The sequence below is a fragment of the Citrobacter sp. wls706 genome (genome assembly GCF_005281305.1).
Lineage (GTDB): Bacteria > Pseudomonadota > Gammaproteobacteria > Enterobacterales > Enterobacteriaceae > Citrobacter > Citrobacter werkmanii.
Genome location: NZ_SZXG01000006.1, coordinates 117,807 through 131,078 on the forward strand (window position 1 = coordinate 117,807; position 13,272 = coordinate 131,078).

Annotated in this window: 17 protein-coding genes; 5 read left to right on the forward strand and 12 right to left on the reverse strand. The window is 51.5% G+C overall.

The window, feature by feature from the left end; genetic code table 11:
- The first annotated feature begins 124 nt into the window (after positions 1–124).
- Both FDW92_RS02370 and FDW92_RS02375 read left to right on the forward strand, forming a co-directional pair.
- Positions 125–649: an SCP2 domain-containing protein gene (locus FDW92_RS02370; RefSeq protein WP_042311251.1), complete on the forward strand. Its 525-nt coding sequence runs from the start codon at positions 125–127 to the stop codon at positions 647–649.
- Positions 643–1,146, forward strand: coding sequence for an N-acetyltransferase (locus FDW92_RS02375; RefSeq protein ID WP_003024966.1), 504 nt, complete (start codon positions 643–645; stop codon positions 1,144–1,146). Before FDW92_RS02370 ends, FDW92_RS02375 begins: the two co-directional genes overlap by 7 nt.
- Here FDW92_RS02375 and FDW92_RS02380 read toward each other — a convergent pair.
- Positions 1,133–1,441: a GIY-YIG nuclease family protein gene (locus tag FDW92_RS02380; RefSeq protein WP_094301043.1), complete on the reverse strand. Its 309-nt coding sequence runs from the start codon at positions 1,439–1,441 to the stop codon at positions 1,133–1,135. The two genes, FDW92_RS02375 and FDW92_RS02380, sit on opposite strands and share 14 nt — an antisense overlap.
- A 43-nt stretch (positions 1,442–1,484) precedes the next feature.
- Here FDW92_RS02380 and FDW92_RS02385 point away from each other — a divergent pair, with 43 nt between their 5' ends.
- On the forward strand, positions 1,485–1,928 hold the full coding sequence (locus FDW92_RS02385; protein ID WP_042311249.1) for a YhbP family protein: 444 nt from the start codon (positions 1,485–1,487) through the stop codon (positions 1,926–1,928).
- Here the strand turns inward: FDW92_RS02385 and FDW92_RS02390 are convergent.
- Positions 1,908–2,426: a type 1 glutamine amidotransferase domain-containing protein gene (locus FDW92_RS02390; protein ID WP_042311246.1), complete on the reverse strand. Its 519-nt coding sequence runs from the start codon at positions 2,424–2,426 to the stop codon at positions 1,908–1,910. The two genes, FDW92_RS02385 and FDW92_RS02390, sit on opposite strands and share 21 nt — an antisense overlap.
- 128 nt (positions 2,427–2,554) lie before the next feature.
- On the opposite strand from FDW92_RS02390, the gene FDW92_RS02395 reads away from it, so the two are divergent.
- Positions 2,555–3,190: an NAD(P)H-binding protein gene (locus FDW92_RS02395; protein WP_042311243.1), complete on the forward strand. Its 636-nt coding sequence runs from the start codon at positions 2,555–2,557 to the stop codon at positions 3,188–3,190.
- Between the two features lie 93 nt (positions 3,191–3,283).
- On the opposite strand, the gene dolP is transcribed toward FDW92_RS02395, so the two are convergent.
- The 4 genes from dolP to FDW92_RS02415 are packed head-to-tail and all read right to left on the reverse strand — an operon-like array spanning position 3,284 to position 6,898.
- Positions 3,284–3,859, reverse strand: a complete 576-nt coding sequence (gene dolP, locus FDW92_RS02400) for a division/outer membrane stress-associated lipid-binding lipoprotein (RefSeq protein WP_003024954.1) — start codon at positions 3,857–3,859, stop codon at positions 3,284–3,286.
- Positions 3,860–3,868: 9 nt separating this feature from the next.
- Positions 3,869–4,459: a DnaA initiator-associating protein DiaA gene (gene diaA / locus FDW92_RS02405; RefSeq protein ID WP_003024948.1), complete on the reverse strand. Its 591-nt coding sequence runs from the start codon at positions 4,457–4,459 to the stop codon at positions 3,869–3,871.
- A 34-nt stretch (positions 4,460–4,493) separates the two neighbouring features.
- Entirely contained in the window at positions 4,494–4,889 is a 396-nt protein-coding gene (locus FDW92_RS02410) for a YraN family protein (RefSeq protein WP_038634160.1), read from the reverse strand.
- Positions 4,847–6,898 carry a penicillin-binding protein activator gene (locus FDW92_RS02415; protein ID WP_137398635.1) on the reverse strand — a complete coding sequence of 684 codons (2,052 nt, stop codon included), beginning with the start codon at positions 6,896–6,898 and terminating at the stop codon, positions 4,847–4,849. Before FDW92_RS02415 ends, FDW92_RS02410 begins: the two co-directional genes overlap by 43 nt.
- A gap of 63 nt (positions 6,899–6,961) precedes the next feature.
- On the opposite strand from FDW92_RS02415, the gene rsmI reads away from it, so the two are divergent.
- The gene (rsmI, locus tag FDW92_RS02420; RefSeq protein WP_042311238.1) at positions 6,962–7,825 is read left to right on the forward strand and encodes a 16S rRNA (cytidine(1402)-2'-O)-methyltransferase; all 864 of its coding nucleotides are present in this window, start codon (positions 6,962–6,964) and stop codon (positions 7,823–7,825) included.
- Positions 7,826–7,966: 141 nt separating this feature from the next.
- Here the strand turns inward: rsmI and FDW92_RS02425 are convergent, their stop codons facing one another.
- From FDW92_RS02425 to FDW92_RS02450, 6 genes are all read right to left on the reverse strand, one after another.
- Entirely contained in the window at positions 7,967–8,686 is a 720-nt protein-coding gene (locus FDW92_RS02425; RefSeq protein ID WP_042311235.1) for a galactosamine-6-phosphate isomerase, read from the reverse strand.
- Positions 8,687–8,738: 52 nt separating this feature from the next.
- A complete protein-coding gene (gene agaD, locus FDW92_RS02430) occupies positions 8,739–9,530 on the reverse strand; it encodes a PTS galactosamine transporter subunit IID (RefSeq protein WP_042311233.1) in 792 nt (263 codons plus the stop codon).
- Positions 9,520–10,326: a PTS galactosamine transporter subunit IIC gene (gene agaC / locus FDW92_RS02435; protein WP_137400537.1), complete on the reverse strand. Its 807-nt coding sequence runs from the start codon at positions 10,324–10,326 to the stop codon at positions 9,520–9,522. The genes agaD and agaC overlap by 11 nt, the downstream gene beginning before the upstream one ends.
- A gap of 53 nt (positions 10,327–10,379) precedes the next feature.
- Positions 10,380–10,856, reverse strand: coding sequence for a PTS galactosamine transporter subunit IIB (agaB, locus tag FDW92_RS02440; protein ID WP_042311230.1), 477 nt, complete (start codon positions 10,854–10,856; stop codon positions 10,380–10,382).
- A gap of 177 nt (positions 10,857–11,033) precedes the next feature.
- Positions 11,034–11,909 (reverse strand): tagatose-bisphosphate aldolase subunit KbaY, encoded by an 876-nt coding sequence (kbaY, locus tag FDW92_RS02445; protein ID WP_042311227.1) that lies wholly within the window; start codon positions 11,907–11,909, stop codon positions 11,034–11,036.
- 12 nt (positions 11,910–11,921) lie between these two features.
- A complete protein-coding gene (locus FDW92_RS02450; protein WP_042311225.1) occupies positions 11,922–13,076 on the reverse strand; it encodes an AgaS family sugar isomerase in 1,155 nt (384 codons plus the stop codon).
- Positions 13,077–13,272 lie beyond the last annotated feature (196 nt).

The following is a 13,272-nucleotide window of genomic DNA, read 5'->3' on the forward strand; positions in this document are numbered from 1 at the left end:
TAAAGTCGTATTGGTGACAGCAATAAAGAGGTAACAATTTCGCATCGAATTGTTGATTTATGCCGCTATGTCGTTTATTTGATATGGCAAAATAGCAGGACTATTGAAACAGGGAGTAAAGCTCGTGTTGGATAAACTGCGTTCACGCTTAGTACATTTTGGTCCTTCTCTGATGAGTGTACCGGTTAAACTGACGCCCTTTGCGCTGAAGCGCCAGGTCCTGGAGCAGGTTCTGAGCTGGCAGTTTAGCCAGGCGCTGGCTGATGGAGAGCTGGAGTTTCTCGAAGGCCGCTGGTTAAGCATCCATGTACGTGACATTGGTCTCAAATGGTATACCTCTGTTGAGAACGATAAACTTATCGTCAGCCAAAATGCCGATGCGGATGTGAGTTTTAGCGCTGACGCCAGTGACTTACTGATGATTGCGGCACGTAAGCAGGATCCGGATACGCTTTTCTTCCAGCGTCGCCTGGTAATTGAAGGTGATACAGAATTAGGGCTGTATGTAAAAAATCTGATGGACGCCATCGAGCTGGATCAGATGCCTAAAGCGCTGCGCGTCATGCTGATGCAGTTGGCGGATTTTGTTGAGGCGGGAATGAAAACAACGCCAGACACCAAACAGACCTCGGTAGGTGAGCCATGCTGATTCGAGTTGAGATTCCCATTGATGCCCCTGGTATTGATGCGCTGTTACGCCGTTCATTTGAGAGCGATGCGGAAGCGAAATTAGTGCACGACCTGCGTGAAGATGGTTTCTTAACGCTGGGTTTGGTTGCGACCGATGACGAAGGTCAGGTAGTGGGTTACGTCGCGTTTAGTCCTGTCGATGTTCAGGGCGAAGATCTGCAATGGGTCGGCATGGCGCCGCTCGCGGTGGATGAAAACTACCGGGGGCAGGGGCTGGCGCGTCAGCTGGTCTATGAAGGACTCGATTCCCTGAACGAGTTTGGCTACGCCGCAGTGGTTACGCTGGGCGATCCGGCACTGTACAGCCGCTTTGGCTTTGAGCTGGCAGCACATCATGACCTGCGCTGCCGCTGGCCGGGCACCGAAAGCGCGTTCCAGGTTCATCGCCTGGCGGACGATGCGCTGGAGGGCGTGACGGGCCTGGTGGAATACCACGATCACTTCAATCGTTTTTAACATCCGGGGCTTGCAGGCTGCTCAGCAGAGCCTCAAGCCCTTCGCCTTCTACAAGGCGCTCTTTTTGACGCTTTGTGAGCTGTTTGACGCGATACTCGATGCGCAGAGCCAGCGAACGGTCGCCGACCTGCGCCGCAAATGCCAGGGAGAGTTCCCCCTTTCCACGCAGCGCCTTCGCGCCTTTCCCGCTCTGATGTTGCTTATATCGGCGCTCCACATCGGTGGTAATTCCGGTGTATAAGGCGTTGTCCGCGGTACGGATCAGGTACAGATACCAGGGTGTCATTGTCACCATCGACGTGATAATTTTCAGGCCTACAGTATAAAAGAGAACAGAAATGGAAACACTGACTGCGATGACCCGGTGGCTGGCGAAGCAGCATGTCGTGACCTGGTGTGTACACCATGAGGGTGAATTGTGGTGCGCGAATGCGTTTTACCTGTTTGATGCTCAGAAGATGGCATTCTATGTGCTGACCGAAGAGATAACGCGCCATGCTCAGATGTCCGGCCCGCGCGCGCCCGTTGCCGGCACGGTAAACGGCCAGCCCAAAACGGTCGCCCTGATTCGTGGGGTACAGTTTAAAGGGGAAATCCGCCGTCTTGAGGGAGAGGAGAGCGACGTTGCGCGTAAAGCGTATAATCGCCGCTTCCCCGTGGCCAGAATGTTGCCTGCACCCGTGTGGGAGATTCGGCTGGATGAAATCAAATTCACCGATAACACGCTGGGCTTTGGCAAAAAGATGCTCTGGCTACGTGATTCACGCCCCGAGAATACGTAATGCCTCACGGTTAAACGCCGGAAGATCGTCCGGTGTTCGGCTGGTTATCAGCTGATCGTTATCATTCACCATTTCCTGATCGTAAAATTCGGCGCCCGCGTTTTTTACGTCAATGATGATAGGTTTCACGGCGGTAAGTTTACGGCCACGAATGACATCCGCGCTGATCAGCAACTGTGGGCCGTGGCAAATAGCAAACACCGGCTTGCCGTTGTTAACAAAATCCCGGGTAAAGGTCACGAAACGATCGTCCCCGCGCAGGTAGTCCGGCGAGTGACCGCCTGGCAGTAGCAGGGCGTCAAAATCGGCAGGGCGCACATCCTCGATCGCTTTATCGATGGTGACGCTGGCTTCACCTTTTTTCCCCTTCACCGTTTTTCCTGCCTGTTTTTCAATGGTGATGACTTCATGCCCGGCCTGGCGGAATTCTGCTGCTGGTGATGTAAATTCTGAATCTTCAAACTCATCAGTGATTAAAACGGCAATCTTCTTGCTCATGTTTCCTCCGTTGAGTTGGTTGCGAATAAGGCAGAATTTCCATGTTGACGGATAATTACCTCACGGACTATTAAGTCTGGTCGCTAAGGCTGAGAGTGCAAGACGGACAATTCTGTAAAGGAGCGAGGATGAGTCAGGTGTTAATAACAGGCGCAACGGGGCTGGTAGGCGGAAATTTGCTGCGTATGCTGCTTAATGAACCCCGGGTCAACGCCATTACGGCGCCGACGCGTCGACCGCTGGCTTATACGGTTGGCGTTTATAATCCCCATGATCCGCAGCTAACCGATGCTCTGGCACAAGTCACCGATCCGGTCGATATCGTTTTTTGTTGTCTGGGAACCACCCGACGTGAAGCCGGCTCGAAAGAGGCGTTTATCCACGCTGACTATACGCTGGTGGTGGACACCGCCCTGACGGGACGTCGGTTAGGCGCTCAGCATATGCTGGTGGTGAGTTCGATGGGCGCGAATGCGAATTCACCGTTTTTTTATAACCGGGTGAAAGGGGAAATGGAGCAGGCGTTAATCGCGCAGAAATGGCCGCGCCTGACGATTGTCCGACCTTCGATGCTACTGGGAGAACGGGATAAGCAGCGGACGAATGAGAAGTTTTTAGCGCCGTTGTTCAGGCTGCTGCCGGGTAACTGGAAGTCGATTGAAGCGCGGGATGTTGCACGGGCAATGTTGGCAGAAGCGCTGGCGCCAGGAGATGAGGGCGTTACCATCCTGACCTCTTCCGAGCTACGCGAAAGGGCAAAATAAAATGCCGGGTGGCGCTGACGCTTATCCGACCTACAAACGATGACGTCCTGTAGGCCGGATAAGACGCCCATGCGTCGCTATCCGGCATCGGTATTACTTAATAAACGTAAAGGCCGTAGTGACGCGTTTCACGCCGCTTACCCGGCTGGCGATATCTGCCGCCGCCTTCGCTTCACGTTCAGTAACCAGACCCAGCAGGAACACTTCCCCGTTCTCGGTGGTGACTTTCACGTTAGAGGATTTCACCTGATCGCTGGTCAGCAACTGGGAACGTACTTTGGTGGTGATCCAGGTATCGTTGGACGCATCGCCCAGACCGATTGGCTGACCCTGACGGATCTCATTAAAGACCTCAGTGGTACCTTCTACGCCCATTGCAATCTGTTTTGCCCGCGCAGACAGTTCGCTATTCGGTGACTGACCGACCAGCAGAACCTTGCCCTGATAGGCGCTAACGTTGATACGCGCTTCTTTCTTGATCTGGGCATCTTTCGACAACGCCGTATTGACGCGTAATTCCAGGGTTCCGTCATCTACCTGAGTGCCGACACTACGCGGATCCGTCGCGGCTTTAGTCCCGACGGCTGCGGTTCCGACCACGGCGGCAGCTACACAGCCTTGCAGCAGCAGTGCAGCGATAATCACAGCAAGCGGCGAAAATGCCTTCATGTGTACTCCTTAATCATCCTGGTGAGGAAAAAGCGTGTTATCGATGAGATCGCAAAGGCAGTTGACCGTCAGCATATGCATTTCCTGAACGCGGGCACTGTGGTGTGAGGGAATGCGGATTTCAACATCCTGCGGCCCCAGCAATCCGGCCAGCTCCCCTCCGTCATACCCGGTCAGCGCGACGATTGTCATGTCGCGTGTCACTGCGGCTTCAACAGCTTTTACGATATCGCGGCTATTACCACGCGTAGAGATTGCCAGCAGAACATCACCTGCATGTCCCAGAGCACGGACTTGTTTTGCATAAACTTCGTCGTGCAGGCGATCGTTGGCAATCGCAGTTAAGACCACATTATCAGTATTTAGTGCAATAGCAGGTAAACTTGGTCGTTCCGTTTCAAAACGATTGATCATGCTGGCAGCAAAATGCTGTGCGTTGGCAGCGGACGTCCCATTACCACAACAGAGAATTTTGTTGCCATTGAGCAGGGACTGAACCAGCGTCATGGCTGCACGGGAGATCGCATCCGGGAGCGCTTCAGCCGCAGCTATCTGAGTTTGAATGCTTTCTGTAAAGCAGACTTTAATTCTATCTAACACGCTAATCCTTAAGAACCAGGCTCTGAATCTTCAACTATGAGCGGTCGTTGAACGCGTCTTTAAACCACTCAACATCATTTCCGGTGAAGGCTAACACATCGAACCGGCAATCCACAGTATCAAAACTCCCATTGTGGCGCGCAAGCCACAAGCGGGCGGTCTGTAATAATTTGTGTTGTTTGCTCCGGGTCACACTCGCCGCCGCGCCGCCAAACTGGGCTGAACGCCGATAGCGAACTTCAACAAATACGGTGGTGTTGCCTTCACGCATTATCAGGTCGATTTCGCCGCCACGTTCACGCACGTTGGCGGCGATGAAATGCAGTCCCTTGCTGTGCAGCCAGTCACGCGCAACAGCTTCCCACGCGTCACCGGTCTGTTTACTCGTTAACTGGCGGGGACGACCTGTCCTTGCTGGTATTTGAGCCATGATAACTTCCTGTTAATCACACAATCCTGATTTGCGGTTAATGCGCCAGTGTTGCCGTTAATTTCGAAGCCCTGCACCTGACGCATTTGCGAGAAGTGGTTGGCAAGCGACCATGCATCGACACCCATTGCGTACATACGCGCCAGCGAGTAGTCGTTACGCACCGCGCCAAGCGCCTGCTGCATGAGAGGCGTGTTAGCGCCTGCCAGCATTGGGATTTCGCTGTACTGCAAGCCTTCCATTTCCAGACGGAAGTCCGGGCCAGCGGTTCCCTGAGCGCTACGGGAGCTGGCATACAGCGATGCTCCGCTCTGGCTGCCGTTACGCATGGCGATCATCGGTTTAATAAAGGCGATTTCTTCCGGCGTCGCCAGAATATACACGGCGTCAACACGACCACTGCCGCCGGTGATTTGTGCATCTGTAGGCGCTGCCGGAATCGTCAGACCGCCAATCGTCACGCCAGGCTGCGCAGGTACAGAAGAGGCTACCGGGCTGCCCGTCAGGGAAATGCCAGAGCCGCCGTTGACACCCATTTTCAGCTCAGCCGTGGAGCCGAACTTCTGCTGCAGCACTACGCCGCCGCCCAGTTTTTGCCATTCCTGTGCAAAAGCATTAGCCACGCGATCGCCTAACGAACTGCGTGGGAGCAACAGCAGCGGCGTTTGTTTGCCTTGATCACGGATGTGGCGTGCGGCATCGCGCGCTTCATCTTCTGGCGACAGGGCAAAGTAGCAGACGTTCGGCAGGTTTTTCACCGCCTCCGGCTGGTTAAGCGCCAGGACGTTCAATGGCGTGTTGCTTTTCATCAGCTCTTCAACATTATTCTTCAACAGCGGGCCAACCACGATGCTGGCGCCATCCTGCTGTACCTGGGTCAGGATCTGATTCAGCGGCTGCGACGAGGTGTCGTAGATTTTCAGCTCAGCGGACGGATTTGCCGGCGCGCTGGCGGTTGTTGGTTGTGCAGGCGCTGTTGGCTGTGGGGCTGTCGTTTCTGGCTGTGCAGGCTCCTCATTGGTCAGATCGCTTACTGACGCCTGAGAAGGGCTGGCAACACCGTCTGTCGTTTGCGGTTGTTCCGTAGTCGCCATGGCTGCTGTATCTGCAGCAGGCGCGGCAACAGCTGGGGCTGCTACGGGTTGAGTGCCCATGTTTTTCGCAGCTTCAAAGCCTTGCTGGATAGTACGGCCAAATACAGCGGCCTGACCGTTCAGCGGCAGCAGCAGCGCAATTTTGCTGGTGGAGGCGGGCTTAAAGCTCTGCACGTTAACCAACTGCGTTGGCAACAGTTTTGCCCCCGGGTTTTGTGGGTAACGTTTTTGCCAGTCGGCAATACCGGCTTTCATCATGTCCGGGTCGTTACGGTTATCGAACCAGACGCGCTGGAGGTCCAGCCAGCCTTGCAGTACGTTTTCATCAGCATTGATGACCAGCGTCTGCGCTTGTTCCTGGGTCATGGACGACAGCGCCTGCCAGGTTGCATCTATGTTTTTCTGCTTAGCGTTCGCGGCCAGCAGCGGTTCCTGCGCGATCAGGGCGCGCAGCAGAGTCAGCGACGGGCGACCCTGATTGGCGTCGATTTGCGCCTGCCAGTAACGCGCCTGCTGGTTTTGGTCGAAATCGGCGGGCGTGAGTTTATCCAGCAGGGCCTGTGCTCCCGCGACATCTTTCTGCGCGAGCTTGATCTCGACGGCCAGCAGTGACTGCTCACGACGCTGGGCATCGTTTAGCTTCTGCGGTAACTGGTTGAACAATTCGATAGCCTGCTGGCTCTTGCCTTCTTTCAGCAGTGCACGAATGGCGAGTAATTGCCAGTTGGTCTTGCTATCATCTGAGCTTTGCTGCATCTGTTGCAGATAAAAGCCGGAATCAGCCTGCGCAGTGCCCTGCATATGGGCTGCACTTTGGTCTGGCGCCTGGGTGCCACAGCCTGCGAAAATCAATGCTGCCAGAATGACTGGTAGCGCGCGCGCGGCTTTCAAACGAGAAAATGTTGAGGGTACCATACTGTATCCAGTGATATTTTTTTACGCAATGCTCAATATTAAATCGGCAATACGGACGACACAATGAAACAACACGAATCGGCGGATAATTCTCAAGGCCAACTCTTTATTGTACCTACTCCTATCGGAAATTTGGCTGATATTACCCAACGAGCGCTCGAAGTTTTACAAGCCGTTGATTTAATTGCCGCTGAAGACACTCGTCATACCGGATTATTGTTACAACATTTCGCGATTAACGCCCGTTTGTTTGCCTTACACGATCACAATGAGCAACAAAAAGCCGAGACGCTGGTGGCAAAGCTTAAAGAGGGGCAAAACATCGCGTTGGTTTCCGATGCCGGAACGCCGCTGATTAACGACCCAGGCTACCACCTGGTGCGCACCTGTCGCGAAGCAGGCATCCGCGTGGTACCGCTGCCTGGCCCGTGCGCGGCGATTGCCGCGCTGAGTGCTGCTGGTCTGCCGTCTGACCGTTTTTGCTACGAAGGTTTCCTGCCTGCGAAATCAAAAGGCCGCCGCGATGTGATGAAAGCCATTGAAGCAGAACCGCGTACGCTTATTTTTTATGAATCCACCCACCGTTTACTGGATAGCCTGGAAGATATGGTCGCCGTCTGGGGAGAATCCCGTTATGTGGTGCTGGCACGCGAACTGACCAAAACCTGGGAAACCATTCACGGCGCGCCGGTCGGCGAACTGCTGGCGTGGGTCAAGGAAGATGAAAACCGTCGTAAGGGCGAAATGGTGCTGATTGTCGAAGGGCATAAAGCGCAAGAAGATGACCTCCCGGCTGATGCGCTGCGTACGCTGGCGTTGTTACAAAAAGAGCTGCCGCTGAAGAAAGCGGCGGCGCTGGCGGCGGAAATTCACGGCGTGAAAAAGAATGCGCTGTATAAGTACGCGCTGGACCAGCAGGGGGAGTAAAAAGACTGAGATTAAACGTCTGCTTGTCGGAAGAAATGTCGGAAGAAATGTCGGAAGAACTCGATGAAAGCGTTGCAGCTAAAAGGCAAACTGCAACGCAGTGGCGCGACAAAAAGGAGAATGTGGCGCTTGCTGTAAATTTTATTTATCAGAGTATTGTGAGCCGTCAATCAGGCAACTCACATTGCGATGCAGCCATAAAAATGAAGCAGGCATAGTCGTTGTAACGGTGGCGGCGAGGTATTTTTCTACCGCATCGTGCTTCCCTTCGCCTGCTATCAGCAGCAAGATCTCTTTTGCGTTCAGGATGTCCTTCAACCCCAACGTAATACCGTGGGTCACACGATTAGCAGCCGTTTTTAACATGTCGTGATGGCGCGTTTTTTCTTCAAGTATGCTGATATGGCAAAATGGTTCCAGGATCTCTGCGGGCTCATTCAACCCCAAATGGCCATTTTTGCCTATTCCTAGCAGGCATAAATCGAGGCCGCCCCGGCTGGCAATAATCTCTGTGATGCGTTCGCACTCCTGCTCGCTAACATTTTCAGATTGAAAACCAACCAACTGTTCTGCTCGTAACCCTAGTGGTTGAGCGATGTGTTGTTGCAGGAAAGATTCACACGTTGCGGGTGAGTTCAGCGGAATACCGACCCACTCGTCCAGTTTAACGAAAACCACCCGCTCAATATCGATCTTACGTTGGTTAATTTTTTCAACAAAGTAGCGATAGGTGAGAAGCGGTGTGCCCCCTGTTGCCAGACAGATGGTTGCGTCAGGTTTATTCTGTATCAACGTAATTAGCTGTTCGCTGGCGCGATCGCTTAAGACGTCATAATTATCGCAGTACTGGGTATATTGCATTTTCGAGTCCTTTTGCAGGAGGATGTTGCAGGCCGCTTCATCCTCCTTTCGATTAAAGAATGCCAAGTGCTGACGAGATAATAGACAGTACAAACGTGACGCCGATTAACAATACCGGGTGTGCTTTTTTCACCCGTAACATGTAGTACATCAGCAATGTGTAACCCATCGGTAAAATATTCGGGAATACCTTATCGAAAAAATCCTGCTGTAAGGCCACGCTGTGGCTACTGTCGATTGCAAAAGAAGTTACAACATTAATGTGTACATAGGACGCGATAAGTCCGCCAATAACAGTGATCCCGAGGATCGTTGCTGAGCGGGCGATCATCTGCGAATTTTCTCGTACTTTATCGATAGCCTTAACTCCTACTGAATAACCGACATGCGTCCAGCCAACGCGCAGGAAAAAGATCATCAAATAAACGGCGAAAAATAAAATTGGCCCCAGTATGTTTCCTTGGCTAGCAAAAGAGGAGCAGATCCCTGCCATAATAGGCAGTAAGGTGAACCAGAAAATGGCATCACCGATCCCGGCGATAGGTCCGAACAACGCCACTTTCAAGCCTTTGATGGTGTCTCGGTTTTCCCCCTTTTCTTCCATGGAGATTAACAATCCCATCAGAAAACCGACCAGGTTAGGGTGGGTATTGATAAATTCTAAATGATCTTTCATCGCCGCGCTTAGACCGGCTTTATCATCTTTATAGATTTTTTTCAGCACCGGGAGCATAGCCCAGGTAAAACCACCTGCCTGCATTCTTTCATAGTTAAAGCTGGCCTGAAGAAGCGACGAGCGAAAGCCCAGACGAGTAATGTCTTTTTTACTGATTTCAGATCCCATTGCTATAGTCCTCTTCTTCATTGTTTTTATTGGCGACAGGCTGAGGTTGAGCCTGCTGTTTGGCTTTCGTATTGAAAAACTCATATACGGCGAAACCTGCGCCCAACACTGCGACTGGCAGAAGGTTGTTAACCTGGATGTAGCAAACAAAGAGGAAGCCAGCAATCAGGTAAGGAATGTACTGTGCTTTGAACATCACGCGGAGTAACAAACCAAAACCGACCGCGGGCAAAATGCCACCAGCCACTTCAAATCCATGTGTTAACCAGGCGGGCATGGCTTTTACCAGTGACTGCATAGCGCCCTGGGCCAGATATGTACACAAGAAGGCGATGATGGCGTATGAAAAAGCAACAATCAGCGTTGTCAGCCAATTCAGACGCGAAAATGCGCTTGTGTTTGCTTCTTTCGCACAGTTATCAGCTTTTGCCATGAACAATGAGAAGGCTGAGTAAAAGAACAATATTACGTATTGCATCAGAAGGCTGAAGGGCAAACCAAGACCGATGGCCGTTTTGGCATCCACGCCGGTAGACCATGCGATAACCGTGGTCATTAAACCAGCCATGATTGGATTGGGAGGCTGCACACCTCCTGCGGGGGTCAGACCGGCAAAAGCCAACTCGGTCAAACCTCCCGTAATCAGGCCAATGTCAATATCACCCAAGATAGCGCCGGTCAAAGTACATACGATAATTGGTCTGAATAAAAACAAGGCTTCCAGCCAAAAGTCGATTCCCAGAAAGAAGACTAATGCAGCCAGGGATAAACCCTGAATAAGAGTTATTTCATGCATATAGATCACCCCAAGTAAATAAATCCTTTTATTATGAAAAAGTTGTTTGCCTTTTAATCAGGGATCTGTTCTTTTTGATCGCCAGGGACATCCTGAATAAAGATATTAACACCCTGTTTCTTTATAAATTGAAGGTCATCAAGATCTTGTCCGTTAACATAAACTTTGCTGCTGATCTGTTTTTTGCCTTCAGAAAAATGCATATTGCCTACGTTGACATCGTTCAGCTTAATACCGCCTTCAAGCAATCTTCTTACCGTTTGTGGCGTCCGACAAATAAGAAAAATTTTCTGATGTGGCGCGGCTTTACCGATAACGTTTATGGTTTTATCTATGGAAAAAAAACGAATGCCAAAACCGTAGGTTTCGGCAGTGATACCCATTAATTTCTGCTGAATCTCATCCTGAGCAACGTCATCATCAACAACGACTAACAAGTTAGCACCAATTGTTGATGTCCATGTAACGCCAACCTGCCCATGTACTAATCGGTTATCAATACGGCTTAATAGAATATTTGGACTACTCATATTTGAATCCTCACCATAAAAACATTGAATAACATTGATTATTGGAATATATTATTGTTGCAGTATAAAAAATATTAATTCATTCAGCGGAACTTAAAGAATATATATCCTTAATATTCGGAAGATGAGCGCTACCTGACATCACGCAGATAGCACTCGCGCAGAATATAATAATGGTCACGATAATTCGCAGGTAGCCATCAATTTGTTTGCTGAACCACAGACGTTAATTTTACTCCGCACCACTTCTTTCATTGCATCCATACCGACCCGCATGTAATAGCGAGGATCGTTGCCCTGCGGATTTTCTGCAAACCATGCTTTGACCGCGTCGGCAAAGGCGATTTTCAGTTCGGTGGCCACGTTAACTTTGCATATTCCCAGCTCGATTGTGCGGCGGACGTAGTCGTCAGGAACATCGCTTGCACCATGCAGCACCAGCGGAATATCCACCACTTCACGAATTTCCCCTAAACGCTGGAAATCGATTTTGGGTGTTTTAGTGTACAAACCGTGTGCTGTGCCGATGGCAACAGCCAGGCTGTCGACGCCGGTACGTTCGACAAACCGTTTCGCTTCCTGCGGGTCGGTCAGGAAGGCGCTTTCGGCATCCACGCTCATATCATCTTCAACGCCGCCGAGGCGGCCCAGCTCAGCTTCCACGCTGCAATCTTTGGCATGGCAAAAGTCCACAACGGATTTCACCAGTTTCACATTTTCTTCAAACGGAAAGTGGCTGCCATCAATCATGGCGCTGCGCACCCCGGCATTTACCTTGCGACGGATATCGTCCAGTGATTCATGGTGATCGAGGTGCAGCGCAAGCGGTATACCGTAGCTGGTGGAATAAGCGCTGCACAGCGCGTAGATCTCTTCCAGCGCGATATGTTTAAACGTACCCGGCGTTCCGGCAAGGATCACCGGCGATTGCATTTCATAGCACACTTCCAGGATCGCCTGGATCGTTTCGGCGTTATGGATGTTAAAGGCCGGTACGGCATAGCCTTTTTTTTGCGCATCCTGCAGGAGGTATTTTGTAGAAATAATGCTCATAAAACGATCCTTTTAGGCGTTCCAGGGATGAATAACAACGCCCTGTACGACGCGGTTCACGGTACCGCTGGCAGAAGGCGTATCTGGCGTATTACCGATACTGATTGACTGTGTCAGGGCGAAGACCTGCGCATACATCAGGAAGCAGAACGCCAGTTCCATATCAATGAAGCTGCGGGCAGGCGGCAGCAGGATATGCGGGCCGGCTTCAATCACGTCATCGGTTTGTGCGGCAATCGCGACTACCCGCAGCGCCTGCCGATCGCGGCGTAACTCAGCTAACAGATCAAGATCGTATTGGCGTGTATATGGGTGGCTGGAAACAAAGACCACTACCAGCGTTTCGTTATCAACCAGCGATTTTGGCCCATGACGAAAACCGGTCGGTGAGTCATAGAATGCCGCCAGTTTACCCGCTGTCAGTTCCAGGACTTTCAGTGCCGATTCACGCGCGGCTCCCTGTAGCCCACCGCTACCGAGGTAGACGATCCGTTTCCATGGCGCGTTGCCGAACACGCCGTCGCTGAAATCACCCAGTGAAGTCAGGATCGTCTGGCAACGATCGGCCACGTCGCGGAAGGTCTGGCTGTTGATTTTTTGCGGGGCGAATACCGCCAGGCAACTGGCCATCATGGTAGTAATACTGCTGGTCATGGCGAAGCCACGGTCGTGCGTTTCAGCAGGCATTAACAGTGCAAAGGCATTGTCGCTTGCGACGGCGTTTTGATACAGGCTACCTGCTTCGTTACAGGTAATTGGCAGGTGATAGCACTCAGGTACAAACTGATTAGCCAGTTCCACAGCCGCAACGCTTTCGGGGCTGTTACCTGAGCGAGCGAAAGAAACCAGCAGCAACGGATGTGCTGGATTCAGATAATCCATCGGATTGGTGACCAAATCGGTGGTCGGCACGGCGCTGATGTTTTTTCCGGTTTGGCTTGCCAGCCACGGAGCAATAATGTCGCCGATAAATGCGGAAGTACCCGCCCCGGTCAGTACGATCCGCAGATCGTTTTTGCGCAGTAATGGCGCGAGAAAGCTGTCAATGGCAGATCGAATGTTGTCGATATTCGTAAGGGAACGGATCCAACTGGCAGGTTGTTGACGGATCTCTTCTTCGGTCCAGGTGCCCGTTACCGCGGTAACAGGGGTATAGGTTTCTGGCATAACTTAAGTCCTTAGTCTTGTAAATTCCACATAAGACGCTGGCGAGAATGTAGCTATCTTTCGTTTCGTTTCACTTGTTCATATGATCGATTGATTAAAATCTATATGAAAGAAAGTGAAAGAGCAATGATGTAAAATGAAATAAAACGAAATTTGTGATCGTGAGAACTAAGGCTGTAATCATCTTGTTGATATT